This window comes from Saccharopolyspora elongata, assembly GCF_004348985.1.
GTDB classification, from domain to species: domain Bacteria; phylum Actinomycetota; class Actinomycetes; order Mycobacteriales; family Pseudonocardiaceae; genus Saccharopolyspora; species Saccharopolyspora elongata.
Window position 1 is genome coordinate 36,823 of the sequence record NZ_SMKW01000058.1, and the last position, 24,202, is coordinate 61,024.

Annotated in this window: 22 protein-coding genes; 10 read left to right on the forward strand and 12 right to left on the reverse strand. The window is 70.5% G+C overall.

What is annotated here, in order from left to right; translation table 11 throughout:
- Positions 1-34 precede the first annotated feature (34 nt).
- From E1288_RS32585 to E1288_RS32595, 3 genes are all read left to right on the forward strand, one after another.
- The gene (locus E1288_RS32585; RefSeq protein ID WP_132492121.1) at positions 35-733 is read left to right on the forward strand and encodes a DJ-1/PfpI family protein; all 699 of its coding nucleotides are present in this window, start codon (positions 35-37) and stop codon (positions 731-733) included.
- A gap of 133 nt (positions 734-866) precedes the next feature.
- Positions 867-1,676 carry an SAM-dependent methyltransferase gene (locus E1288_RS32590; RefSeq protein WP_132492123.1) on the forward strand — a complete coding sequence of 270 codons (810 nt, stop codon included), beginning with the start codon at positions 867-869 and terminating at the stop codon, positions 1,674-1,676.
- A gap of 89 nt (positions 1,677-1,765) precedes the next feature.
- Positions 1,766-3,925: a putative bifunctional diguanylate cyclase/phosphodiesterase gene (locus tag E1288_RS32595; RefSeq protein ID WP_235883955.1), complete on the forward strand. Its 2,160-nt coding sequence runs from the start codon at positions 1,766-1,768 to the stop codon at positions 3,923-3,925.
- 160 nt (positions 3,926-4,085) lie between these two features.
- Here E1288_RS32595 and E1288_RS32600 read toward each other — a convergent pair whose 3' ends face one another.
- Positions 4,086-5,531, reverse strand: a complete 1,446-nt coding sequence (locus tag E1288_RS32600) for an LVIVD repeat-containing protein (protein ID WP_132492125.1) — start codon at positions 5,529-5,531, stop codon at positions 4,086-4,088.
- Positions 5,532-5,674: 143 nt separating this feature from the next.
- Between E1288_RS32600 and E1288_RS32605 the strand changes: the two genes are divergently transcribed.
- The 3 genes from E1288_RS32605 to E1288_RS32615 all read left to right on the forward strand — a co-directional run bounded on the left by E1288_RS32605 (position 5,675) and on the right by E1288_RS32615 (position 9,544).
- On the forward strand, positions 5,675-6,304 hold the full coding sequence (locus tag E1288_RS32605) for a DUF305 domain-containing protein (RefSeq protein WP_132492127.1): 630 nt from the start codon (positions 5,675-5,677) through the stop codon (positions 6,302-6,304).
- 189 nt (positions 6,305-6,493) lie between these two features.
- Positions 6,494-8,641, forward strand: a complete 2,148-nt coding sequence (locus E1288_RS32610; RefSeq protein ID WP_132492129.1) for a WD40 repeat domain-containing serine/threonine protein kinase — start codon at positions 6,494-6,496, stop codon at positions 8,639-8,641.
- 63 nt (positions 8,642-8,704) lie between these two features.
- Entirely contained in the window at positions 8,705-9,544 is an 840-nt protein-coding gene (locus E1288_RS32615) for a maleylpyruvate isomerase family mycothiol-dependent enzyme (protein ID WP_132492131.1), read from the forward strand.
- A gap of 44 nt (positions 9,545-9,588) precedes the next feature.
- Here the strand turns inward: E1288_RS32615 and E1288_RS32620 are convergent, their stop codons facing one another.
- The 10 genes from E1288_RS32620 to E1288_RS32665 all read right to left on the reverse strand — a co-directional run bounded on the left by E1288_RS32620 (position 9,589) and on the right by E1288_RS32665 (position 19,039).
- A complete protein-coding gene (locus tag E1288_RS32620) occupies positions 9,589-10,791 on the reverse strand; it encodes a cytochrome P450 (RefSeq protein WP_132492133.1) in 1,203 nt (400 codons plus the stop codon).
- 244 nt (positions 10,792-11,035) lie between these two features.
- A complete protein-coding gene (locus tag E1288_RS32625) occupies positions 11,036-12,235 on the reverse strand; it encodes a cytochrome P450 (RefSeq protein WP_235883956.1) in 1,200 nt (399 codons plus the stop codon).
- A gap of 153 nt (positions 12,236-12,388) precedes the next feature.
- Entirely contained in the window at positions 12,389-12,745 is a 357-nt protein-coding gene (locus E1288_RS32630) for a GntR family transcriptional regulator (protein ID WP_132492135.1), read from the reverse strand.
- 54 nt (positions 12,746-12,799) lie between these two features.
- Positions 12,800-13,801, reverse strand: coding sequence for a methylmalonyl Co-A mutase-associated GTPase MeaB (gene meaB, locus E1288_RS32635; RefSeq protein WP_132492137.1), 1,002 nt, complete (start codon positions 13,799-13,801; stop codon positions 12,800-12,802).
- 2 nt (positions 13,802-13,803) lie between these two features.
- Positions 13,804-16,008 (reverse strand): methylmalonyl-CoA mutase, encoded by a 2,205-nt coding sequence (gene scpA, locus E1288_RS32640; protein ID WP_132492139.1) that lies wholly within the window; start codon positions 16,006-16,008, stop codon positions 13,804-13,806.
- Positions 16,005-17,870 carry a methylmalonyl-CoA mutase family protein gene (locus tag E1288_RS32645; RefSeq protein ID WP_132492141.1) on the reverse strand — a complete coding sequence of 622 codons (1,866 nt, stop codon included), beginning with the start codon at positions 17,868-17,870 and terminating at the stop codon, positions 16,005-16,007. The genes scpA and E1288_RS32645 overlap by 4 nt, the downstream gene beginning before the upstream one ends.
- Before the next feature lie 120 nt (positions 17,871-17,990).
- Entirely contained in the window at positions 17,991-18,188 is a 198-nt protein-coding gene (locus tag E1288_RS32650; RefSeq protein ID WP_132492143.1) for a hypothetical protein, read from the reverse strand.
- 68 nt (positions 18,189-18,256) lie between these two features.
- The gene (locus tag E1288_RS32655; protein ID WP_093261291.1) at positions 18,257-18,517 is read right to left on the reverse strand and encodes a type II toxin-antitoxin system RelE family toxin; all 261 of its coding nucleotides are present in this window, start codon (positions 18,515-18,517) and stop codon (positions 18,257-18,259) included.
- Entirely contained in the window at positions 18,514-18,795 is a 282-nt protein-coding gene (locus E1288_RS32660) for a type II toxin-antitoxin system Phd/YefM family antitoxin (RefSeq protein WP_132492145.1), read from the reverse strand. The genes E1288_RS32655 and E1288_RS32660 overlap by 4 nt, the downstream gene beginning before the upstream one ends.
- A gap of 46 nt (positions 18,796-18,841) precedes the next feature.
- A complete protein-coding gene (locus E1288_RS32665; protein ID WP_132492169.1) occupies positions 18,842-19,039 on the reverse strand; it encodes a hypothetical protein in 198 nt (65 codons plus the stop codon).
- Between the two features lie 145 nt (positions 19,040-19,184).
- On the opposite strand from E1288_RS32665, the gene E1288_RS32670 reads away from it, so the two are divergent.
- The 3 genes from E1288_RS32670 to E1288_RS32680 all read left to right on the forward strand — a co-directional run bounded on the left by E1288_RS32670 (position 19,185) and on the right by E1288_RS32680 (position 22,884).
- Entirely contained in the window at positions 19,185-21,698 is a 2,514-nt protein-coding gene (locus tag E1288_RS32670; protein ID WP_132492147.1) for a DEAD/DEAH box helicase, read from the forward strand.
- Between the two features lie 147 nt (positions 21,699-21,845).
- Positions 21,846-22,259 (forward strand): universal stress protein, encoded by a 414-nt coding sequence (locus E1288_RS32675; RefSeq protein WP_132492149.1) that lies wholly within the window; start codon positions 21,846-21,848, stop codon positions 22,257-22,259.
- A gap of 37 nt (positions 22,260-22,296) precedes the next feature.
- Complete coding sequence (locus E1288_RS32680; protein WP_165968380.1) at positions 22,297-22,884, forward strand: DUF1349 domain-containing protein; 588 nt, start codon at positions 22,297-22,299, stop codon at positions 22,882-22,884.
- On the opposite strand, the gene E1288_RS32685 is transcribed toward E1288_RS32680, so the two are convergent.
- Positions 22,885-23,739 carry an SAM-dependent methyltransferase gene (locus E1288_RS32685; RefSeq protein ID WP_132492153.1) on the reverse strand — a complete coding sequence of 285 codons (855 nt, stop codon included), beginning with the start codon at positions 23,737-23,739 and terminating at the stop codon, positions 22,885-22,887.
- A 102-nt stretch (positions 23,740-23,841) separates the two neighbouring features.
- On the opposite strand from E1288_RS32685, the gene E1288_RS32690 reads away from it, so the two are divergent.
- Positions 23,842-24,202, forward strand: a 361-nt coding sequence (locus E1288_RS32690; RefSeq protein WP_132492155.1) for a hypothetical protein, incomplete at its 3' end; no start/stop codon positions are given.

Here is a 24,202-nt window from a genome sequence, read left to right on the forward strand (position 1 = left end):
GTCCCGGGCGGCGGGCAAGATCAGGATCAACGGCATGGACCGACGATCTCTGTTCCGTACCGGCGCGGCCGTGGCAGTCGCGGGCGCCGGTGCCGCGATGACAACTCCCGCACACGCCCAGCAGCGCGACCGGCTGCGCGTGCACGTGCTCGTGTTCGATGGTGCCGACGATCTGGACTTCGTCGCACCCAACGAGGTTTTCCAGCACGCCGGACACTTCGGCGCGCGCATCGAGTCGACGTTCGTGACCGGCGGCGAGCCCGGCACCGTCGCGTCCGCCTTCGGCACCAGGGTCGAGGCCGCCGGCTGGTCGCCGCGCGACACCGACCTGATCGTGGTGGCCGGCGGCGGCTACGGCAAGCCCGCCGATCAGCCCGGGGTGCCCGCCGAGATCCGGCGCGGCCACCTCCCGGCCGTCCTGCGCGATGCCCGGCGCCCCGGCCTGACGCTGGCTTCGGTGTGTACCGGCGCGATGCTGCTGTCGGCGGCCGGGATCACCCGGAACCGGCCGTGCACCACCCACCACCAGGCCATCGCCGACCTGGAGGCGCAGGGCGGTCGGATCACGCGCGGACGCGTCGTCGACGACGGCGACCTGGTGACCGCCGGCGGTGTCACCTCGGGGCTCGACCTGGCGCTTTGGCTGGTGGAGCGGCACTTCGGCGCCGACGTGGCGCTGGGCGTCGAGTCCGTCTTGGAGTACGAGCGACGGGGCACGATCTGGCACCGATAGGCCTGGCCGCCCTACCGCGACCATCCGTCTCTCGATCGATACGGATAGTCGCGGCATGGTCACGCCCGTCAAGCCGTTTGGTGTCACCCAGTAGTCTGGCCGACACGCAACGGCGCGAGAAGTGAGGCGAACCGTGACCGAACAGGCGACGTGGGTACCCCAAGATGTCGACGAGGAGATCCCGAGCGCGGCGCGGCTCTACGACTACTTGCTGGGCGGCGCGCACAACTTCGCCGCCGACCGGGCGTTGGCCGAGAAGTTCCTGTCCGCACTGCCCAGCGCGCGCGACGTGGCGCGGCTCAACCGGGCCTTCCTGCGGCGCGCCGTGGTCCACATGGCACAGCAGGGCGTGCGGCAGTTCCTCGACGTCGGCTCCGGCATCCCGACCGTGGGCAACGTGCACGAGATCGCCCAGGCCGCCGACCCGCACGCGCGCGTGGTGTACGTGGACTACGAGTCGGTCGCCGTCGCGCACAGCCAGCTGCTGCTGGAGGGCAACGACAACGCCACCATCATCCAGGCCGACCTGGTCGAGCCGGGCGTGATCCTGGAGCACCCGGAGACCCGGCGGCTGCTCGACTTCGACGAGCCCATCGGCCTGATCATGGCCGGGGTGTTCCACTTCGTGTCGCACGAGCTGGACGCCCCGGCGATCATCGCCCGCTACCGGGACGAGCTGGCGACCGGCAGCTACCTGGCGCTATCGCACTTCACCGCCGACATCAGCCCGGACGAGATGGCCGGTGTGGTGGAGGTCATGCGTCGCAGCTCGGACCCGATCCACACCCGCACGCACGCGGAGATCATCGAGCTTTTCACCGGATTCGACCTGGTGGAGCCGGGTGTCGTCGGCACCGCGCTGTGGCGGCCGGACCGGCCCGAACGAGCCGCCGACGAGCCCGGCGGCTCGCAGATCTACGCGGGGGTGGGACGCAGGCTATGACAGGTCACGGGGGGCGTGGCGCTGATATCCGATGATGCTAGGAAGGTGTGCGACCAGGGCGATTCGCCGAACGTTGACGGACGGGTGAGATGAGCGACGGAACTCCGGACGCCGCGCGCGGGATGCCGGACGTGCTGGACCCGAAGCGGTACGACGCCGGCTGGCGGGCCGAGGTGGCGCGCCGCTGGGCGGCGGAGCTCAGCACGGCGTCCTACATTCCGCTGGCCCGCGAGACCGTCGAGGAGACGCTGCAGGAACTCGTCGACCGCGTCGTCGGCGCCCTGGACGATCCGGCCGCGGTGGACGAGGTGGGTCGCACCGTCGGCAGCAGGCTGGTCGAGATGCACGCCACCGGCGAGGACAGCTTGCCGCTGAGCCTGAACCTGCTGCGCGACGAGCTGGTCCAGCTGCCCGGGAACGACGCGGTGCGCCGGATCCTCGGGCTGGTCACCGCGGTCGCGGCCGGCTACGCCGCGGCCGACCGGGAGAGCACCTTCGTGCAGCAGGAGACGCTGAAGAAGGCGCTGCTGCGCTCGAAGCTGAAGGCCGACCGGGAGCTCGCGGCCAGCGAGGCGCGGTTCGGCGAGGTGTTCACGACGACGCCCATCGGGGTCGCGATCTGCGACCTGGAGGGCAAGTTCGTCCAGGTGAACCCGGCGTTCGAGAACACCCTGGGCTACCAGGCGCACGACCTGGCTGCGATGACGATCCACGACCTGTTCCACCCCGACGACGCCGAATACCTGGCGGCCGCCTACCGCGAGCTCGCCGAGGGCGGCAGTTCGAAGCGGCTCGGCGACCGCAAGCGCCTGCAGCACGCCACCGGTGAAGAGGCGTGGGTCTACCTGGCGGTGTCGGTGCTGCGGGGCTCCGACGGCGCGCCGCGGCACTTCGTCACGATGGTCGAGGACATCACCGAGCTGCACCTGCTGCAGGACCGCTTCCAGTACCAGGCCCTGCACGACGCGCTGACCGGGCTGCCGAACCGGCAGTTCTTCCACACCCGCCTGGAGACGGCGCTGGCGAACCTGCCGCGCGACGCCCGGCTGGCGCTCTACCAGCTGGGCCTGGACGGCTTCGAGCTGATCAACGACGGCCTCGGCTACGAGGTCGGCGACCGGGTGATCAAGGCCGTGGCCCGGCGCCTGGAGCAGCTGGTCGAGAACGAGGAGGCGATCGTCGCGCGGTTCGGCGGCACCGAGTTCGCGATCCTGCTCTGGCAGCAGGAGAAGACGCCGCCGGTGACGACGTTGACCCAGCAGATCAACGACCTGCTCGCGGAGCCGGTCTACGTCGGCGACGACCAGGGCATCGCGGCGTCGGCAGGGATCGGCGTGGTGGAGCGGATGGTGGCAGATGCCGACGCGGCGAACATGCTGTGGGCGGCGGACGTCGCGCTGCGCCGCGCGGAGGCCGCGGGCAAGCGGCAGTGGGCGCTGTTCGACCCGGACACGGCGCCGGAGGAGCGCATCGAGTCGAAGCTGGCCGCGGTGATGCCCGGCGGCCTGGAGCTCGGCGAGTTCGAGGTCCTCTACCGGCCGCTGGCCCGCATGGACAACGGTGCGCTGGTCGCGCTGGAGGCCGAACTCCGCTGGGAGACGAGCGAATACGGCACCCTGGAGCACTCCGAGTGCCAGCGCCTCGCGGAGCGCTCCGGCGTCACCCTGTCGCTGCGGGACTGGATGCTGGAAACCGCGTGGCGGCAGCTGTGCGAGTGGCACACGGCCGGGTACCCGGTGCAGCTGAAGCTGTCGCTGAGCCCGAACCAGGGCCAGGACCCGGACCTGGCGGCGGTGATCCACCGGGTGCTGGCCTCCTGCGACATCGACGCGACCTGGATGCGGCTGTGCATGCCGATGGCCGCGATCAGCGGCGACCACGAGGAAGCCAGGGACAACGTCCGCTACCTCAGCAGCCGCGGCATCAAGACCTCGCTGCACAGCTTCCGCGGCTCCGCGGACGAACTGCGCCTGCTGCGCGACCTCCCGGTCGACTCGGTGCGCCTGTGCGACGACCTCGTCGACCTGGTGCACGCGGCGGAGTCCGCGGACGTGCCGGAGGTGCAGGCGATCCGGGCCCTGGTGCCGCTGGTCGACGCCTGCGGAGCCCGCCTGTGGGTGGGCGGGATCGACACGGCGGAGCAGGCGGCCACTTGGCGCGAGATGGGCTGCGAGGTAGCCGCGGGAGCCCACTTCGGAGACCCGCTGTTCGCCTTCGACGTCCCCGACTTCCTCGGCGCGAAGGACTAGCCCGGGCCCCGGGAAGAGCTCCCAATTTTGCCTAAAATTGGAAAACTCTGAGCCGGGCCCAGCGCCCGCCCGATCGGGGGTTTCCAATTTTGCCTAAAATTGGGAACAGAACGGCCCCCGCCGGAGGTTCCGGCGGGGGCCGCATCACGTTGCTACCTGCTCAGTTCTGGTACACCGGCTGGGTTTGCGGGTTGAACTCCTCGAAGCGGACCTTCTTCGCCGGGTCCGTCCGCTTGTCCTTGATGTCCAGCACGTCCAGGCCTTCCTGGATGCCGCTGGAGTAGATGTAGCCGTTGTAGTAGTACGCCGACCACGAACCGGCCGTCTGCAGCTTCGCCGGGTCGAACGCGCTGCGGTCGAAGAAGCCGATCTCCTCCGGCTTGGTGGAGTCGGTGAAGTCCCACACCGACACGCCGCCCTGGTACCAGGCCTGCACCATGATGTCGCGGCCGTCGACCGGGATCAGCGAACCGTTGTGCGCCACGCAGTTCTCGGTGTCGGCCTGGTGGCGCGGGATCTTGAAGTAGTTGCGGAACTCCAGCTTCGAGTCCGCGCCGGAGCCGACGATGTCGTAGACGCCGTTGGCGCCGCGGGTCGGGCCGGTCGCCTCGTTGCAGGTGGCCGCGCTGCCGCCGCCGAGCTCGTCGGTGAAGACGACCTTGGTGCCCTCGTTGTTGAACGTCGCCGGGTGCCAGAACGCGAAGTTCTCCTCGTCGCGGACCTGGTTGATCACCCGCGGCTGCTCCCGGTCGGAGATGTCCAGCAGCACGCCGTCACCCATGCAGGCGCCGGCGGCGAGGTCCTTCTCCGGGAACGCCGTGATGTCGTGGCAACCGGTGGTCGCGCTGGTGTCCGGCGTGCCCGGGTTGCCGCCGTCCGGGAACAGCACGGGCGCGTCCACGATCACCGGTTCCGCCGGGTTGTCCAGCGGCACCTTGATGATGGAGATCTTGTCGTGCGGCGGCTGGCACTTCGGGAATTCCGCCCGCGGGCCGTACGACGAGATGTACAGGTACACCGCCTCGCCGGCCTTGTCCGGCACCAGGGTGTGCGTGTGCGAGCCGCAGTCGGTGGCGATCGCCGACACGTAGCGCGGCTTGGCCGGGTCGCTGATGTCGAAGACCTTCATGCCCTCCCAGCCGTTGGGGTCCTTGGCGTCGGTCTTCTCGCTGGTGCACGTGTTGTTCGTGCGCGGGTAGTCGGTGGAGACGAACAGCAGGTCGCCGGAGACGGAAACGTCGCCCTGTCCGCCGGGGCAGAGCACCTGCGTGACGATCTGCGGCTTCTTCGGGTTCTTGATGTCGTAGACGACGAAACCGTCGTAGTTGCCGACGTACGCGTAGTCCTGCTTGAAGGCGATGTCGGTGCCGAAGGCTTCGAGCGTGTTGAACGGCGCCTGCTTCGGCAGGTTCGTGACGTGCTCGATGTTCTCGCTCTTGCTGACGTCGCCGGCCGGCGCGGCGACGGTCTGCGCGGAGAGTTCCTCGGGGCCGTTGTTCGGGGGCGTCGCCGCGGATGCCGGGGCGAGCGCTAAGCCGAGAGTCAACACTCCGAGCGCGGCGCCCAGCACGCGCAACCTTCCCCTGGGGCTCGGTTTCAAGACCATCCACTCCCATGCTCGTCGCTGCCCTGAGTCCGGGCAGTCGAAATGGGCGGTACCGAGTACCGCTGGAGATCAGTATTGTTATGTCCGGATCGTGGCCCTATCGGCCAACTGGCCGCAATTGCCTGCAACACAAGGAGGAATCGATGCGCCGGTTAACAGCCGCGTTGCTTCTGGCGGTGGGCGCGCTGACCGGTTGCGCGACGGAGCAGGCGTCGCCGCCGGTGGTACTGCCGGGTGCGCCGGGCGACCAGCCGCAGGTGGTGGCGAGCGTGGCGCCGGAGCGGAGCACGCCGGTCGAGGTCGAGGCGGACTACGTGCGCATGATGATCGCGCACCACCAGCAGGCGGTGGAGATGACGTCGCTGGCCCCGGAACGCGTGCAGAATCCCAAGGTTCGCGCGCTGTCGGAGCGCATCGGCGGCGCGCAGGGCCCGGAGATCGGCGCGATGCAGGGCTGGCTGGTCACCCGCGGCCTCGACGAGCAGACCGGCCACAGTGGACACGGCGGCCACGGCGGCGGGCGCGATCACGCGAGCATGCCGGGCATGGCGACCCCGGAACAGCTGGCGCAGCTCGGGAACTCCAAGGGCGCGGACTTCGACCGGCTGTTCCTGCGGCTGATGATCGCCCACCATGAAGGCGCCCTGACGATGGCCACCGACGTCATGGCAGACGGCCTGGACGAGCAGGTCCACGCGATGGCCCAGGACGTCCTGGTGACCCAGCAGGACGAGATCAACACCATGCGAGCCCTGCAGGCCGAAGTGGGCTGAGCCGTCCCGGCTTGTCCTAATTGGGCGGACGGGGTCGCGCAATGCGCCGTTCCGCTTCCCCGCAGGGGGCCTTCCTGGGAAGATCCATGATCTGGATCCGCGCGATCCTGGAGAGGGGATCATGGCAGGCGATGCGATGTCCGGCGGTGTTCCGGCCGCCATTTCGGCACTGACTGGAATGGGGTCGTCGTGCGGCCGTTAGGTCTGTCGGGCCCGCGAGAGGTCGGGCAGTACCGGGTGCTCGCGGAGCTGGGCCGGGGCGGGATGGGGCGGGTGCTGCTGGGAAGCGGCCCGGATGGCCGGCTGGTCGCGCTGAAGCTGGTGCACGAGCAGTTCGCCGAGGACGACGGGTTCCGGGAGCGGTTCCGCCGCGAGGTGGAGGCATCTCGCGCGGTGTCCGGCGCGTACACCGCCGCGGTCATCGATGCCGACCCGGACGCGCCCACGCCGTGGCTGGCATCGGTTTTCGTGCCCGGTCCCTCGCTGCACGAGACGGCCGCGGCCATCGGTGCGCTGCCGGAGGATTCGGTGCTGCGCTTGGCCGCCGGGCTGACCACCGCGCTGGTCCAGATCCACCGGGCCGGGCTGGTGCACCGGGACCTGAAACCGTCCAACGTGCTGCTCGCCGACGACGGTCCCCGGGTCATCGACTTCGGCATCGTCCGGGCCGTCAACGGCGACCGGGCCGGCGACCTGACCCGGGCCGGCTGGCTGGTCGGCTCGCCGGCGTACATGTCCCCCGAGCAGGCCAAGGGCGAGCCGGTGACCTCGGCCAGCGACGTGTTCTCCCTCGGCTCGGTCGTCGTCGCGGCCTGCACGGGTGGCAGCCCGTTCACCGACACGGCGACCCTGCAAACCCTGAACAACGTCGTGCAGGTCGACCCGGACCTCTCCGGGGTTCCCGGCGCGGTCCGGCGCATCGCCGAGCCGTGCCTGGCCAAGGACCCCGCCGAGCGGCCGACCCCGGTCGAGCTGCTGGAATCGATCGGCCAGATCGCGCCGTCCGCGCGGCCGTGGCCCGCCGGGGTGCACCGGTTGATCGCGCAGCGGAACGCCGACATCGCCCGGCTCCTCGACGCGTCGCAGGTACCGACGGCGATCACCGGCACGCCGACGGTGGTGTCCACCCGGGTGGACACCGGTCCGGCCCGCGAGGCCACCGCGGAGGAAACCCCGCCCCCGCGCACCGAGCCGACTGCCGACCGGCGCGACGGGAGTGCCCGGCGGCGCGTGCTGGGGCTCGGCATCGCCGCCGTCGCGCTGGCGCTGGTCGGCGTCCTGATCTGGGCGCTGCAGCCGCCGCCGCAGGTCGCCGCGCCGCCGCCGCAGGTTCCCCAGGTCGGTTCGATGGCCGCTGCCGTCCCGGCCCGGCGTCTGTTGTTCAGCCCGGACGGCCGCACCCTGGCGACCGTCCACCAGGACAGCACCGTGCAGCTGTGGAACGTTGCCGAACAGCGTCAGGTCGGCCAGATCATCGGCCCGCTCGACGGTCTGAACGACCTCGTGTTCAGCCCGGACGGCCGCACCCTGATCGCCGCGATCTACGGCGACTCCAACGGTTCGGTGCGCCAGTGGGACGTGGCCAGCGGTGCCCAGGTCGGCCAGCACCCGATCGCCGGGGTCGGCGAACTGGCCGAGCGGTCCGAGTGGCTGGTGTTCAGCCCGGATGCCCGCTACCTGGCCGTCAGCTACGCCCAGAACGAGGACGGGGACGAGGACGTGGACCTCGTGCGGCTGTGGGACGTGGCCAGCGGTCAGCAGATCGGCGATCCCACCTTCCGGAACGAGGGGTACAGCGCTCCTGGGATCACCTTCAGCCCGGACGGCCGCACCATCGCGATCAGCGTGCAGTGGTCCGACAAGTCCGGGTCCGAGGACGACGTCAGCGCCGTGATCCTGTGGGACCTGGCCGGCCGTCAGCAGATCGGCGACCCGATCAGCCTGCCCCGGGCCGAGAGCCTCAGCACCGCCGCGTTCGGCCCCGACGGCCGCGTCCTGCTGACCGTGGGCACGGCCACCGCGACCACGTCCGACGACGAGACCGACAGCGCGTCCACCGAGACCACCTGGCTGCGGTTGTGGGACCTGTCCAGCCGCAACCAGATCCGCCAGCCCAGCACCATTCCGGACGGCTCCTGGCAAGTGCCCAACCCGGACGGAAGTGTGCTCGCCATCGTGGACAACAGCACCGTGCGGCTGTGGAACGTGCCCGGCAACGAGCAGATCGGTTCCTCGATCGAGCGCATCACCACCATGTCGTTCAGCCCGGACGGCCGCACCCTGGCAACTGCGGGCGAGGACGGCGCAGTGCGACTGTGGAGCGTCCCCGGCAGCTGATCTGGGCCTCGGGTGGGACAAATTCGATGGCTGCGGTGTGCGAGCGATGAGAGCATTCCCGGCATGACGATCCTCGGGCCCGTGCTGGACGTTCGCCCCCTGTTCAGCCAGGAGCGGAGGGAGCTGCTCGCGCTGCTCCGGTCGCTGAGCGCTGCGGACTGGTCGAGGGAAACGGTGTGCCCGGGTTGGGACGTGCACGACGTGGTCGGGCACGTCCTGAACGACTACCTGCGGCGGATCTCGGGGAGCCGGGACGGCTTCGCCGGGGCGACCTTCGCCAACGACGAGACCCTGCCCGGCTATTTGGCCCGCACCAACGACGAATTCGTCCGAGCCGCACGGCAGTGCAGCCCCGAGCTGATGATCGAGCTGCTGGCGCACCTCGGTCCGGAGCTGGATCGGCTCTGGGGGACCTTCGACCTCACCGCCCCGGCCGCGTTGGACGTGTCCTGGGCCGGCCCCGGTCCGAGCCCGGCCTGGTTGGACATCGCTCGGGACTACACCGAATTCTGGGTGCACCAGCAGCAGATCCGGGACGCGGTGGGGCGGCCTGGTGCCGACCGACCCGAACTGGCGCACCCGGTGCTGGACACGTTCTTGCGCGCGCTGCCCCACGCGCTGCGCGAAGTCGCCCGCCCGCACGGCACCGCGGTCCGCGTCGTCGTCCCCGGTCCGTCCGGCGGCACCTGGCACGCGATGTCAGAGGACGGCCGCTGGCGGATGGCCGACGACGAGACGGACCCCGTCGGTGAACCAGCAGCGACGATCACCATGCGACCGGACGACCTCTGGCGGCTCGCCACCCGGGGGATTACCGTCACCGAAGCCCGCCGACGAGTAGCCGCGCAAGGCGACCCCGCCCTGATCGACGCGGCGACGGCCCTGCTCGCGGTAGTCGCCTGAAAGTTGCGTCTCCACCTCGAAGAACTCAGTGCTGCTCGGCGGGCTCACCACTCGACCCGGAGCTGGTGCAGGCCCCGGACGAGACCGCCGGTCTTCCAGGACAGTTCGGCGTCGGTCAGGCGCAGTTGCGGGAAGTGCCGGGCGAGTCCGCCGAGCCCGATCTCCAGCTCGATCCTGGCCAGCTGCGCGCCGAGGCAGCGGTGGATGCCGTTGCCGAAGGCCAGGTGGCGGTTGGGCAGGCGGGCGGGATCGAAGTCGTCGGGAGCATCGAACACCGCGGCATCGTGGTTCGCCGAGCTCAGCGAGACAAGCACGGTGTCACCCTCGGCGATGGTCACCCCGCCCAGCTCGACCGTCGCGGTGGCGACCCTGGGGAAGGCCACCTCGTAGCTGAACAGCGGGAGGTAGCGCAGCAGCTCGTCCACCGCGGGCCCCATGAGCTCGGGGCGCTCGATCAGCCGGCGCCACTGGTCGGGGTGGTCGGCGAGCAGCATGGCCACCGAATTCGCCAGCTGGTTCTTGGTGGTCTCGTGCCCGCCGATCAGCAGTGTGAATCCGAGCGTCACGAGTTCGTCCTCGGTGAGCCGGTCGTCCTCGTCGCGCGCCGCGATGAGCAGGCTGAGCAGGTCGTCGGTGGGGGTGCGGCGCTTGTCGGCGACGAGTCCGGCGATGTAGCCGCCCATCCGCGCATACCCCGCCTGGACCTCCTCGGGCGGCAGCCCGGTCACGGTGAGGATGCGCTCGGTCCAGTCCTGGAAGTCGTCCCGGTCCTGGTGGGGCACGCCGAGCATCTCGCAGATGATCTCGATGGGCAGCGAGGCGGTGAAGTGCTCGATCAGGTCGACCGGGGGTGTCAGCTCGGCGAGCCGGTCCAGCAGCCGGTCGGTCACTTCCTGCACGCGCGGCCGGAGCTGTTCGATCTGCCGGGAGGTGAACACCTTCGCGACCAGCTTGCGCAGCCGGGTGTGCTCCGGTGGGTCGGTGGCGAGGATCTGCTCCGGCGGCAGCTCGAAGTTGCCCACTCGGGGGATGCCCGGGTCGATGGCGCGGGCCAGGCTGAACCGCGTGTCGAGCAGCACGGCGTTGACCTCGGCGTAGCGGGTGACGAGCCAGACCGGCCGGCCGGACAGCAGGACCCTGGTGATCGGCTGCTCGTCGCTCAGCCGGACCAATCGTTCGTGGTGGTCGCTGCTGCCGTCCGCGGTGGTGAACGGGAAAACCGGGAGTTCGCTCTCGGTCGCGCGCACAACGCCTCCTGGGGAGGGATCTGACCGGCCCGGTCGCGCGCGGACATGGTGGAGCCGTCCGGGGAGAACCGCTCCGGCGGAACCTTGCCGGTGGCTGAACTCTGGGGACCTCGGTGGTTTCCGCTCGGTGCGGCACCCACCACCAGCAGGCTAACGCGCTGCTGAGCCGTCGTCGATCAATTTAGAATGGCCAGAATCGTTGCCCGACAGGACGAACCTGCCGGCGCGCTCCCCGGCGTACCGGTCACCAGGTGACCGGCAGCGCGTCGAGGCTTCGGATGAACGCGCCGGTCTTCCACGTGACTTCGCCGGTGGCGAGGCGGAGATCGGGGAAGCGCTGCAGCAGGCCCGTGAGGCCGATCTCCAGCTCGATCTTGGCCAGTTGCGCGCCGAGGCAGCGGTGGACGCCGCTGCCGAAGGCGAGGTGGCGGTTGTCGGCGCGTTCCAGGTCGAAGGAGTCCGGGGCGTCGAACACGGCTGCGTCGCGGTTGGCCGAGGTCAGCGCCACCAGCACGGTGTCCCCTTCGCCGATGGCCGCGCCGCTGAGCTCGACGGCTGCGGTGGCCACCCGCGGGAAGATCACGCTGAAGCCGAACAGCGGCACGTAGCGCAGCAGCTCGTCGACGGCGGAAGGCACCAGTTCGGGGTGCTCGACGAGGCGTCGCCACTGGTCGGGATGCTCGTCGAGCAGCGCCAGCACCGAATTGGCCAGCTGGTTCTTGGTCGTCTCGTACCCGGAGGTGAGCAGCGTGAGTCCGAAGAGGACGAGTTCGTCCTCGTTGAGCCGGTCGCCCTCGTCGCGGGCCGAGATCAGCAGGCTGAGCAGGTCGTCGGTCGGGCGGTCGCGCTTCTCGGCGACGAGCGCGGCGATGTATTCGCACAGGCGCACCCACGCCGCCTGGACCTCGTCGCCGGAGCGGCCGGTCACGGACAGGATGAATTCGGTCGCTTCCTGGAAGTCGGCGCGGTCGGATTCGGGCACGCCGAGCATCTCGCAGATGATCTCGATCGGCAGCGCCGCGGCGAAGTGCTCGATCAGGTCGATCGGCGGTGGCGCTTCCGGCAGCCGGTCGAGCAGCCGGTCGACCACCTCCTGCACGCGGGGCCGCAGCTGCTCCACGCCCCGCGCGGTGAACACCTTCGCCACCAGCTTGCGCAACCGGGTGTGCTGCGGCGGGTCGGTGGTGATCAGCAGCCACGGTGGCATTTCGAGGATGCCGAGCCGCGGGATGTCCGGCTCGATGGCCCGGGCCAGGCTGAACCGCGGATCCTGCAGCACAGCCTGCACATTGGCGTACCGGGTGACCAGCCACACCGGCTGGCCGGACAGCAGCACGCGCGAGATCGGCTGCTCGTCGCGCAACCTGAGGATGCGCTCGACATCCCCGCTGCCGTTCGCGGTGGCGAACGGGAAAGTCGGAAGTTCGCTCGCGGCTGCGCGCACAGCGCCTCCTCGCTCCGGAGTTGACGAATCGCTTTTGGACGGACGAAATCCCGAAAATTCGGGCACTTCTCGCCGTCTCGCGTTCGTCGGACGCTAGCACCGGCCGAGCGCCTCCGAGGCGGAACGAAAAGATTGCTCAGCGGGAAGAATCGATCACGCCTTGAGCGCTGCTTTCACGATGGCCAGGGCTTCGTCCCTGGAGATTCCCAGGGCGTGGGTGATCTGGGCGTAGGTCGCTGCTGCTTCGGCTGCGCGGGCCGCTGCTTGGTCGCCCGCATCGCTGACGAAAGTGCCTGCGCGGCCACGGGTTTCGAGCAGTCCCGCCTGTTCCAGTTCCCGGTAGGCCTTCGCCGCAGTGTTCGCCGCGATGCCCAGGTCTGCCGCCAGGGCGCGGACCGTCGGCAGCTTGGTGCCCACCGGGAGTTCGCCGCTGTTGATCTGCTCCGCGATCGCCGACCGCACTTGCTCGAAGGGCGCGACGCCCGAGGTGTTGTCAACGCTGATCCGCATGGCTCACCGGTTCCGGGTCGGGACTGCTGGACGGGGACAGTATCCGCCCTCGTCCTACGTTGACTCCCGGCCGGATTTCCGGAAGGCGTCGAGCAGCTGTTCCGCCGCCAGGCTCGCGGTGAGTTCTCCCGCCCGCACCCGGGTTTCCACGTCGCCGACGATCGCGCGGACCGCCGGGTGGTGGGTGAGTTCCGACATCAGCTGGTCGCGCACCAGGGCCCAGGTCCACTCGACCTGCTGGCGGCTGCGCTTGTCGGCCAGCTCGCCGGCCTCGTCCAGCGCCGCCCGGTGCTGCTCGATCTGCTCCCACACCGTGTCCAGCCCGAGCTCCTGCAGGCCGCTGCAGGTCAGCACCGGCGGCGTCCACGCGGCGCTGACCGGGGTGAGCAGGCGCAGCGCGCCGCGGAGCTCGCGGGCCGCCTTGCGGGCCTCGGCCGCGTGGTCGCCGTCGGCCTTGTTGACCGCGATGACGTCCGCCAGCTCCAGCACGCCCTTCTTGATGCCCTGCAGCTGGTCGCCGGTGCGGGCCAGGGTGAGCAGCAGGAAGCAGTCCACCATGCCCGCGACCGTCACCTCGGACTGGCCGACGCCGACGGTTTCCACCAGCACGACGTCGAATCCGGCCGCCTCCATCAGCACGATCGTCTCGCGCGTCGCGCGCGCGACGCCGCCGAGCGTGCCCGCCGACGGCGACGGCCGCACGAACGCCGCGGGGTCGCTGGCCAGCCGGCCCATCCGCGTCTTGTCGCCGAGGATGCTGCCGCCGCTGCGGGTCGACGACGGGTCGACCGCGAGCACCGCGACGCGATGCCCCGCCGCGGTCAGCATCGAGCCCAGCGCCTCGATGAACGTCGACTTGCCCACCCCGGGCACGCCCGTGATGCCGACACGGTGCGCGCCGCCGCTGTGCGGGAGCAGCTCGACGAGCAGCTCCTGGGCCAGCGCGCGGTGGTCGGCGCGGGTGGATTCGACGAGCGTGATCGCCTGCGCCAGCTTGGTGCGGGAACCGGCGAGCACACCCTTGGCGTAGTCCTGGACGTCGATCTGTCGCGGCATGATCAGTGGTCGAGTCGGGTGCGGAGTTCTTCGAGCAGGCCCAGCGCGGCCTCGGCGATCACGGTGCCGGGCGGGAAGATCGCGCTGGCCCCGGACTGCCGGAGGGCGTCGAAGTCGGCCGGCGGGATGACCCCGCCGACGACGACCATGATGTCCTCCCGGCCCAGCCCGGCGAGCTCGTCGCGCAGCGCGGGCACCAGGGTCAGGTGCCCGGCCGCGAGGCTGGATACGCCGACGATGTGCACGTCCGACTCGGCTGCCTGGCGGGCCACCTCGGACGGGGTCTGGAACAGCGGGCCCACGTCGACGTCGAAGCCGAGGTCGGCGAACGCGGTCGCGATCACCTTCTGGCCGCGGTCGTGGCCGTCCTGCCCCATCTTGGCGACCAGGATGCGCGGCCGGCGGCCTTCGGCCTCGGCGAAGTCCACCACCTGCTGGCGGGCCGCCTCCAGCTGCTCCGACGGCCCCGACTCGTCCCGGTACACGCCGGTGATCGTACGGATCTGCCCGGAGTGGCGGCCGAAGACCTTCTCCAGCGCATCGGAGATCTCGCCGACGGTCGCCTTCTCCCGCGCCGCGTCCACGGCCAGCGTCAGCAGGTTGTGCGCCATGTCGTTGGGGCGCTGGTCGGACATCGACGCCTCGGCAGCCGCGGTGAGCCGGCGCAGCGCGTCCTCGCAGGCTTGGCTGTCGCGCTCCTCGCGCAGGCGCCGCAGCTTCTCCAGCTGCTGCGCGCGGACCCCGGCGTTGTCCACTTTGAGCACGTCGATCTGCTCGTCGCCGTCGTAGCGGTACTTGTTGACGCCGATCAGCGGCTGCCGCCCGGAGTCGATGCGGGCCTGGGTGCGGGCCGCGGCTTCCTCGATGCGCAGCTTGGGGATGCCGGCGTCGATGGCCTGCGCCATGCCGCCCGCGTCCTCGACCTCGGCGATGTGCGCCCAGGCGCGCTCGGCGAGGTCCTTGGTGAGGCGCTCCAGGTAGTAGCTGCCGCCCCACGGGTCGATCACCCGCGTGGTCCCGGATTCCTGCTGCAGCAGCAGCTGCGTGTTGCGGGCGATGCGCGCGGAGAAGTCGGTGGGCAGCGCCAGCGCCTCGTCGAGCGCGTTGGTGTGCAGCGACTGGGTGTGGCCCTGGGTGGCGGCCATCGCCTCGACGCAGGTGCGCGCCACGTTGTTGTAGACGTCCTGGGCGGTCAGCGACCAGCCGGAGGTCTGCGAGTGGGTGCGCAGCGACAGCGATTTCGGGTTCTGCGGCTCGAAGGCCTGCACCAGCTTCGACCACAGCAGCCGCGCCGCGCGCAGCTTCGCGACCTCCATCGCGAAGTTCATCCCGATGCCCCAGAAGAACGACAGCCGGGGCGCGAAGGCGTCGATGTCCAGCCCGGCCTGCCGCCCGGCGCGCAGGTATTCGACGCCGTCCGCGAGGGTGTAGGCCAGCTCCAGGTCGGCGGTCGCCCCGGCCTCCTGGATGTGGTAGCCGGAGATGGAGATCGAGTTGAACTTCGGCATCCGCTGCGAGGTGAAGGCGAAGATGTCCGAGATGATCCGCATCGACGGTTGCGGCGGGTAGATGTAGGTGTTGCGGACCATGAACTCCTTGAGGATGTCGTTCTGGATGGTCCCGGCCAGCTTCTCCGGCGCGACGCCCTGCTCCTCGGCGGCGACGATGTAGAGCGCCATCACCGGCAGCACCGCGCCGTTCATGGTCATCGACACGCTCATCCGGTCCAGCGGGATGCCGTCGAAGAGCTGGCGCATGTCGAAGATCGAGTCGATCGCCACCCCGGCCATGCCGACGTCGCCCGCGACGCGCGGGTGGTCGGAGTCGTAGCCGCGGTGGGTGGCGAGGTCGAACGCCACCGACAGGCCCTTCTGGCCGGCGGCCAGGTTGCGGCGGTAGAAGGCGTTGGACTCCTCGGCGGTGGAGAACCCGGCGTACTGCCGCACCGTCCACGGCTGGTTGACGTACATCGTCGGGTACGGCCCGCGCAGGAACGGCGCCAAACCTGGGTAGGTGTGCGGGAATTCGAGCCCCTCGACGTCGGCCGAGGTGTAGAGCGGCTTGATGCCGATGCCCTCCGGCGCCTCCCAGACCAGGGCGTCGGCCTCCTTGCCGGTGGCGGCGAGGATCTCGGCCTGCCACCGGGGCGGGTCGGCGGCGGGGGTGGCATCCAGCGGGATGTCGGCGAAGTTCGGGATCTGCGTCATCGGCCCACTCCCAGCTTCTCGTGGACGTCGGTGAGGACGGCCAGCGCGTCGCACCCGGCGAAGACGAACCCGTCGACGCCCTCCGGTGGCGGATCGCCCGGTTTTCCGGCCAGCAGCACGTGCTTCGCCCCGGCCTGCTTGAGCGCCGCGGCGGTTTCCGCGGCGCGCTCGGCGTAAACCTTGTCGCTGGAGCACAGGCAGACCACCGGCGCGCCGGCGTACGCCGCCAGAACGTCCTCTGTGGACTCCGTCGCTCCGGCGTCGGTGCTTTCGATGCCGCCTGCGGCGAGCAGGTTCCGCGCGAACGAGGCGCGCGCGTTGTGCGCCGCGAGCGAGCCGAGCGTCGCGAGGAACACCGTGGGGCGGTTGCCCGTCTCGGCGAGCCGCGCGTCGGCGGCGTCGCGCAGCCGCTCGAAGTCCTCGGCGTAGCGGTGCACCGGGAGGCCGCCCGAAGGCTGCTGCGGTGCGGGCTCGCGCTCCAGCGGCGCCTCGTCCAGGTTCGGGAACTCGCTGACGCCGGTGATCGCGTCCGCGCGGTGCGCGATCGCCGCCCGGCGCTCCTCCCACGTGGCCGAGAGCCGCTCGGCGACGAGGCCGGATTCCAGCGCGGCGGGCAGCCCGCCCGCGGCCTCGATCTCCTGGAACCACCGCCAGGCGGCCTGCGCCAGCTCGTCGGTCAGCGACTCGACGTACCAGGAGCCGCCCGCCGGGTCGATCACCTGCGCCAGGTGCGATTCCTCCAGCAGCAGGGCCTGCGTGTTGCGGGCGATGCGGCGGGAGAAGCCGTCCGGCAGGCCGATCGCGGCGTCGAACGGCAGCGCGGTGACCGCCTGCGCGCCGCCCATCCCGGCGGCGAAGGTCGCGATCGTGGTGCGCAGCATGTTCACCCACGGGTCGCGCCTGGTCAGCATGGCCGCCGACGTCACGGCGTGCTGGGCCTGCGCTCGCGCGGCCTCCGACGCGCTGCAGGCGCGGGTGACCTGCTCCCACAGCCGCCGCGCGGCGCGCAGCTTGGCGATGCCGAGGAACTGGTCGGCGTTGGTCGCGTAGCGGAACTCCAGCAGCCCGGCGGCGGTGTCGACGTCCAGCCCGGCTTCGGTCAGCCACCGCAGGTAGGTCGTGCCCGCGGCCAGCGAGCAACCGAGCTCCTGCGCGTCCGAGCCGCCCGCGTCGTGGTACGGCAACCCGTCCACGACCAGCGCCTTCAGCTCCGGGAACTCCGCCGCGCAGCGGCGCGCCAACCGCACCGCGCCGTCCCGGTCGCCGGGGCGGCCGGTCCGGGCCTGCACGCCCAGCGGGTCCGCGCCGAGGTTGCCGCTGAGCGCGCTGCCGCGAACGCCCTGCTCGGCGGCCACCGCTAGGAACGCCTCGGCTGCCGCGACGAAGTCCTCGCCCGCGTCCAGGGCCACGCCGATCATGTCCAGGTGGACGCCTTCGAGAGCGTCCGCGAGGTCGTCGACGGCCAGCCCACCGGAACCGAGCCGGAGCCACAGCGACGAAACGCCGTTGTAGAGGTCGGCCAGGACCTCCCGGTTGGTTTCGGCGGCATCCGGGTTCTCGTGCCGCTGCCGCACGTCCCAGCCCTCGGCAACGCTGCCCTGCGGGCGGCTGCCGCGCACGAACGGCGCCAGCCCGGGCGAGCCGGCCTCGGGCGGCCCCTCGGAGTAGAGGGGGTGCACGACTATGCCGTCGTAGGTCGTCGAGGCGAGCACGTCCTCCACCGGACCGGCCGGGGACTGCTCGCCGATCAGCCCGGATCGCTGCAGCACCTTCTTGACCTGAGCCCGCCACTGCTCGCGGTCCACGGGTGTGGCGGAGGAGAGGTCCGGCCCGCCGCCGCTCGACATCGAGTGCGCCACCATGGAGGTGAGGTTAGCCGAGTGCCCGGTTCTGGGAATACCCCTGATCTGTGAATCAGGTCGCAAGACGACCTAGCGGCGATTCACTTAGCGGCGATGTGCGGTAGTCCGGCGGCGGCCCGGTCAGTCCCATTCGATGGCGCGCAGCGCGCGCAGTGAGTCGGCGCGTTCCGGACGGCTGCGGCCCTGCTGCCAGTAGCTGAGACTGGCCAGGCTGACCTTGATGCCGCGGCGGGCGAGCCTGCCGCGCAATCCCTCCAGCGCAACGGCACCCAGGTCGCCCCGGGAGGCCGGGTCACCAACTACGGCCAGGCCTGACAACGATCCCGCCCCGGGCGCGTCACTTCCCCGCGCGCCCGGGACGGTTGTGGGCTTCGTCGGTACAGCTGTCAGCGCTCGTAGATCTCGCGACGGTGGCCGACCGCGACCACCACGACAACGAGGCGTCCATCTTCGACGCGGTAGATCACCCGGAAATCCGAGACCCGGATCCGCAGGTAACCGGAAACGCCCTTGAGCGCGATGGCCCCGGCGGGGCGCGGATTCGCGGCGAGCTGATCGATCGCGACCTGCAGCCGTCGCCGAATCGGCTTGTCCAGCTTGGCCAGGGTCTTCAGGGCGTCGCGGGTGATCTCGATCTGGTAGGTCACTGATCCCGCTCCAAGGCGACGATCGCCGCTTCCCAGGAAACCGTGCCCGACTCTTCCGCCTCAGCGACGCGGCGCGCCCAGTGCGCGTCTTCCTCTGCTTCCCAATGCTCGGCGACGTCCGCTGCCACCAGTGCGGCAACCCGCTTGCCCCGGTGAGTCAGGTAGACGTACTGGCCCTCGCTCGCCAGCTCGATGTAGTTCGGCAGCTGGGCGCGGGCAGACGAGACGTTGACTTCGATGGCGGCGCTGTCGTCCATGTGTACAGCGTCGACGCTCATGCGCGAATTGTACAGTCAGTACAAGTAGTTGATCGATCACCCTGGGTTACGGGCGGCGGCCGCAGAGGTGGTAGACCCAGCCGGTTTCCGGGGTGTAGTGCAGCTCGTAGTGGGTCTCGATCTTCGGGCCGTCGTGCAGGTGGACGTGCCGCAGCAGCCGCCCCGCGACCGCCTCCGAGTCGCGCAGGTCCTGGATCCGGCCGTCCAGCGGCCCACCGACGAAGCGCACGTTCCGGTTCACGATGACACCCCTCCTCCCGCGCGTGCCCCAATGGTCTCCGATCGCAGGTCCCGAGCACCAGCACGCGAACCGGCGTGGCTCCCGGGACCTCGGGTTCGGCCACCCCGGGTCACCCCGGCCCGAGCTGACCAGGGACGATGGGGGACTGATGAAGCTCACCGATCAGCTCCCGGCCCTGACGACCGACACCCCGGACCCCGACGCGCTGCTCGACGCGTTCGTGTCCTGGACCACCGACCAGGGCATCGAGCTCTACCCGGCGCAGGAAGAAGCGCTGATGGAGGTCGTGACCGGAGCGAACCTGATCCTGAGCACGCCGACCGGCTCCGGCAAGAGCCTGGTCGCCACCGGGGCGCACTTCACCGCGCTGGCCGCCGGCAAGCGCAGCTTCTACACCGCGCCGATCAAGGCGCTCGTGTCGGAGAAGTTCTTCTCGCTGGTGGACGTCTTCGGCGCCGAGAACGTCGGCATGATGACCGGCGACAGCAGCGTCAACGCCGACGCCCCGATCATCTGCTGCACCGCGGAAATCCTGGCCAACATCGCGCTGCGCGACGGCGACCGCGCCGACGTGGACCAGGTCGTGATGGACGAGTTCCACTTCTACTCCGAGCCCGACCGGGGCTGGGCGTGGCAGGTGCCGCTGCTGGAGCTGCCGCGCACCCAGTTCGTGCTGATGTCCGCCACGCTCGGCGACGTCACGTTCTTCCAGGAGGACCTGACCCGGCGCACCGGCCGGGAGACCGCGGTGGTCACCTCGGCGGAGCGGCCGATCCCGCTGACCTTCCGCTACGCCAAGACGCCGCTGCACGAGACGATCGAGGAGCTGCTGGCCGGTCAGCAGGCACCGGTTTACGTCGTGTACTTCAACCAGGCCTCCGCGCTGGAGCAGGCGCAGGCGCTGATGAGCGTCAAGGTCGCCACCCGCGAGCAGCGCGACCAGATCGCCGAGGCGATCGGCGACTTCCGGTTCACCGCCGGGTTCGGCAAGACCCTCTCCCGGCTGGTGCGGCACGGCATCGGCGTGCACCACGCCGGGATGCTGCCGAAGTACCGGCGGCTGGTCGAGCAGCTCGCGCAGGCCGGACTGCTCAAGGTCATCTGCGGTACCGACACCCTCGGGGTGGGCATCAACGTGCCGATCCGCACCGTGCTGATCACCGGGCTGACCAAGTACGACGGGGTCCGCACCCGGCACCTGAAGGCGCGCGAGTTCCACCAGATCGCCGGTCGCGCCGGCCGCGCCGGGTACGACACCGCCGGCTACGTGGTGGTGCAGGCGCCCGAGCACGAGATCGAGAACGAGCGGGCGATCGCCAAGGCCGGCGACGACCCGAAGAAGAAGCGCAAGCTGGTGCGCAAGAAGGCGCCCGAGGGCTTCGTGTCCTGGAGCGAGAAGACCTTCGAGAAGCTGGTGGCCGCGGAGCCGGAGCCGCTGCGGTCCAGCTTCAACGTCAACCACGCGATGCTGCTCAACGTCATCAACCGGTCCGGCGATGCCTTTTCCGCGATGCGCCACCTGTTGACCGACAACCACGAGGACCGGCCGACGCAGCGCCGCCACATCCTGCGGGCCATCGCGATCTACCGCGCGCTGCTGTCCGCCGGCGTGGTCGAGCAGCTCGACGAGCCCGACGAGCAGGGCCGCCGGGTGCGGCTGACCGTGGACCTGCAGTTCGACTTCGCGCTCAACCAGCCGCTCTCGCCGTTCGCGCTGGCCGCGATCGAGCTGCTGGACTCCGAGTCGCCGAGCTACCCGCTGGACGTGCTGTCGGTGATCGAGTCCACTCTGGACGATCCGCGGCAGGTGCTCTCGCAGCAGCAGTTCAAGGCGCGCGGCGAGGCCGTGTCGCAGATGAAGGCCGACGGCATCGAGTACGACGAGCGGATGGAGCTGCTCGAGGAGATCACTCACCCGAAGCCGCTGGCCGAGCTGCTGGAAGCCGCCTACGAGACCTACCGCAAGGGGCACCCGTGGGTCGGCGAGCACGAGCTGTCGCCGAAGTCGGTGGCCCGCGACATGTACGAGCGGGCGATGAACTTCGTCGAGTTCGTCAACTTCTACGGGCTGGCCCGCTCCGAGGGCCTGGTGCTGCGCTACCTGGCCGACGTCTACAAGGCGCTGCGGCACACGGTGCCCGACGACGCCAAGACCGAGGAGCTCACCGACATCATCGAGTGGCTCGGCGAGCTGGTCCGGCAGGTCGACTCCAGCCTGCTCGACGAGTGGGAGAAGCTGCGCCACCCGGGCGCGGAGCCGACGGTCGTGGCGGTGGACGAAGGCCCGGAGCGGATCACGCTGAACAAGCGGGCCTTCCGGGTGCAGGTGCGAAACGCGCTGTTCCGCCGCGTGGAGCTCGCGGCCCGCCGCCGCTACGACGAGCTCGGCGAACTGGACGGCGACAGCGGCTGGGACGCGGACGCGTGGGCCGACGCGCTGGAGGAGTACTTCGAGCAGCACGAGGAGATCGGCGCCGGCCCGGACGCGCGCGGCCCGGCGCTGCTGCTGATCACCGAGGAGCCGGAGCGCTGGCTGGTCCGGCAGATCTTCGCCGACCCGGACGAGGACCACGACTGGGGCATCAGCGGCGAGGTCGACCTCGCCGCGTCCGACGAGGCCGGCGGCGCGGTCATCCGGATCACCGACGTCAACCAGCTCTGACGGTCTCGTGCGCGTTTTGGACCGCCATGGCGATCCAAAACGCGCACGACCCGTGCGGAACGCGACCGTTCCGGCGGTCGCGCCGCACCCCTGTCTGCCCTACCATCCCGGCGGGATCACCCAGAACGTCGCCGAAGGGAGCCGGGCATGCCGCAGACCATCGCAGTCGGAGTGGACGGATCGGACGAGTCGGTGCGGGCGTTGCGCTGGGCGGCCAACCAGATCCGCGAGGTCGGCGGCATCGCCCACGCGATCATGGTCTGGCACCAGCCGGTCCAATTCGGATATCGTCTGCCGACCCCGGACACCGAGCTGGAAGAGCGGGCGAGCAAGGCACTGGACACCGCTGTGAAGGCGGTCGAGGCCGATTTCCCCGACGTGGACCTGCGATCCAGGCTCATCCGCGGGCACGTGGTCGACGAGCTGGTCGGGCTGTCCAAGCAGGCCGACCTGCTGGTGGTGGGCAACAAGGGGCACGGCGCCTTCACCGGCATGCTGGTCGGGTCGGTGGCGTTGAAGCTCGTGCACCACGCGGCCTGCCCGGTGGTCGTCGTCCGCTGACGACAGCCGGCCCCGGGACAAGTGGAAACGGGTGGGCATGCAGCAGGCCGAGGACATCACGCTGTTCGGGCTCAGTGGGTGGCGGTGGCTCAACCCGCCGGTGAACTGGTTGTCCTACGGGGGTTTGACGGTGACCGCCGACTCCGGCACGGACTTCTGGCGGACCACGCACTACGGATTCGTGCGCGACAGCGGGCACGCGCTGCTGCGACCGGTGGGGCCGCGGTTCAAGCTGACGACCCGCTTGTTCGGCGACTACCGCGAGCAGTACGACCAGGCCGGGTTGCTGCTGCGGCTGGACGAGCGCAACTGGATCAAGGCGGGCATCGAGCTGGTCGACGGCGAGCAGCTGCTCAGCGCCGTGGTGACCCGCGACGTCTCGGATTGGAGCGTGGTGCCGCTGGAGGCGGTGTGCGGGCCGGTCGAGTCGATCACCCTGGAACTAGAGCGGGCGGGCGACACCGTGACGGTCCGCTACGCCGCCGACGGCGGCGAGCCGAAGTCGGTCCTGCGGGTGGCGTACTTCCCGCCGGACCTCCCGGCCGAGGCCGGCCCGATGTGCGCCTCGCCGGACGGCGCGGGCTTCGCGATCCGCTTCTCCGAAGTGTCCCTGGTGGAAGACTGATCAGAGCTCCGCGGTGAGGAAGTCGCCGACCCGGGTCAGGCCGCGCCCGCCGGAGGTCAGGGCGCGGCCCAACCGGTTGGCCGCCTCGTCGACGGTCTCGCGCCGCACACTCCAGCCGAACCCGGTGAGCCGCTCGGCGGGGTTCGGCCGCTCGTCTGGGCCGAACAGCGCGTCTAGGTCGACGCCCCACTTCTCCGAGGACCGCGCCATGTCGTCGCCGAGCAGCGCGCTCCGCTTCGCGATGGGGTTCTCGATCGCGATCCTGCTGCCAGGCGCGGACATCTCGTCCACGGCCGCCAGCAGCCGCACGTCGGCCTCGACGGGCAGGTAGTAGATCAGCCCTTCGGCCAGCCACGCGGTGGGGAGGGCCGGGTCGAATCCGGCGCGCCGGAGCGCGGCGGGCCAGTCGTCGCGCAGGTCCGCCGGCGCCTCGTGGCGGTCGCAGGCGGGCCGGGCGCCGAGGCCGGCGAGGACCGCGCCCTTGTAGGCGAGCACCTTCGGCTGGTCGACCTCGAACAGCCGCAAGCCGGGCGGCCAGGACAGCCGGAACGCCCTGGTGTCCAGGCCGGCCGCGAGGACGACCACCTGCCGCACGCCCCCGGCGCAGGCCAGCTCGAACCACTCGTCGAACAGCCGGGAGCGCAGGCCGATGTAGTCGATGGTGTCCTGCCAGCCCTCGCCGAAGTCGGCCGCCGCCGTGGGCACCGCCGCCCCGGCGGCCTTGGCCAGGGCCGCGGCGTACGGGTCGTCGATGAGCCGGTCGGCGCGCTCGGTCTCCAGCGCCCGCGCCGCGGCGACCATCAGCGCGGTGATCCCGACGCCCGACGCGACGTCCCAATCCTCGTTTGCCGGCACGGTTCCCCCTCCGTTGTCAGCGAGTGCCGAAGCTGTCACGCTCCGATTCCCCTCCCGGTATCGTCGCGCGGGAACAGATCGACAGCGCCGGTGGGGGTCGGGATGGACGAGTGGCACAACGCCAACAACGCTGACATCGCGGGCAACCTGCTCCAGGTCGGGCGCGCCGACCAGATCGTGATGAACCTCAGCGGCCATTCGGAGCCGCCGGCGCCGAACATGCTGACGATCAACCCCGAACACTTCGGCTTCACCAACCGAACCGCGGAACTTGCCCGGTTGGACCGGCTGTGGCGCGATGCGGAGCGCGCGGGCAAGCCGCTGATCGTGGTGCTTAGAGTTCCTAACAGAATGATCACTTGTAGTGACTGGCATTCCCTGATGGTTGATCATGATCGTGTGAAGAAGGGTGAGCAGCCGCCATGGATCGTGTCCGACGAGCTGTGGGAGCGAATCGAGCCGT

Bases quoted from the DNA above. Each gene is read 5' to 3' on its own strand.
- E1288_RS32585 (WP_132492121.1), top strand. From the start codon at position 35: ATGGACCGACGATCTCTGTTCCGTACCGGCGCGGCCGTGGCAGTCGCG.
- E1288_RS32595 (WP_235883955.1), top strand. From the start codon at position 1,766: ATGAGCGACGGAACTCCGGACGCCGCGCGCGGGATGCCGGACGTGCTG.
- E1288_RS32600 (WP_132492125.1), bottom strand. From the start codon at position 5,531: ATGGTCTTGAAACCGAGCCCCAGGGGAAGGTTGCGCGTGCTGGGCGCC.
- E1288_RS32605 (WP_132492127.1), top strand. From the start codon at position 5,675: ATGCGCCGGTTAACAGCCGCGTTGCTTCTGGCGGTGGGCGCGCTGACC.
- E1288_RS32615 (WP_132492131.1), top strand. From the start codon at position 8,705: ATGACGATCCTCGGGCCCGTGCTGGACGTTCGCCCCCTGTTCAGCCAG.
- E1288_RS32630 (WP_132492135.1), bottom strand. From the start codon at position 12,745: ATGCGGATCAGCGTTGACAACACCTCGGGCGTCGCGCCCTTCGAGCAA.
- meaB (WP_132492137.1), bottom strand. From the start codon at position 13,801: ATGCCGCGACAGATCGACGTCCAGGACTACGCCAAGGGTGTGCTCGCC.
- scpA (WP_132492139.1), bottom strand. From the start codon at position 16,008: ATGACGCAGATCCCGAACTTCGCCGACATCCCGCTGGATGCCACCCCC.
- E1288_RS32645 (WP_132492141.1), bottom strand. From the start codon at position 17,870: ATGGTGGCGCACTCGATGTCGAGCGGCGGCGGGCCGGACCTCTCCTCC.
- E1288_RS32660 (WP_132492145.1), bottom strand. From the start codon at position 18,795: ATGAGCGTCGACGCTGTACACATGGACGACAGCGCCGCCATCGAAGTC.
- E1288_RS32670 (WP_132492147.1), top strand. From the start codon at position 19,185: ATGAAGCTCACCGATCAGCTCCCGGCCCTGACGACCGACACCCCGGAC.
- E1288_RS32675 (WP_132492149.1), top strand. From the start codon at position 21,846: ATGCCGCAGACCATCGCAGTCGGAGTGGACGGATCGGACGAGTCGGTG.
- E1288_RS32680 (WP_165968380.1), top strand. From the start codon at position 22,297: ATGCAGCAGGCCGAGGACATCACGCTGTTCGGGCTCAGTGGGTGGCGG.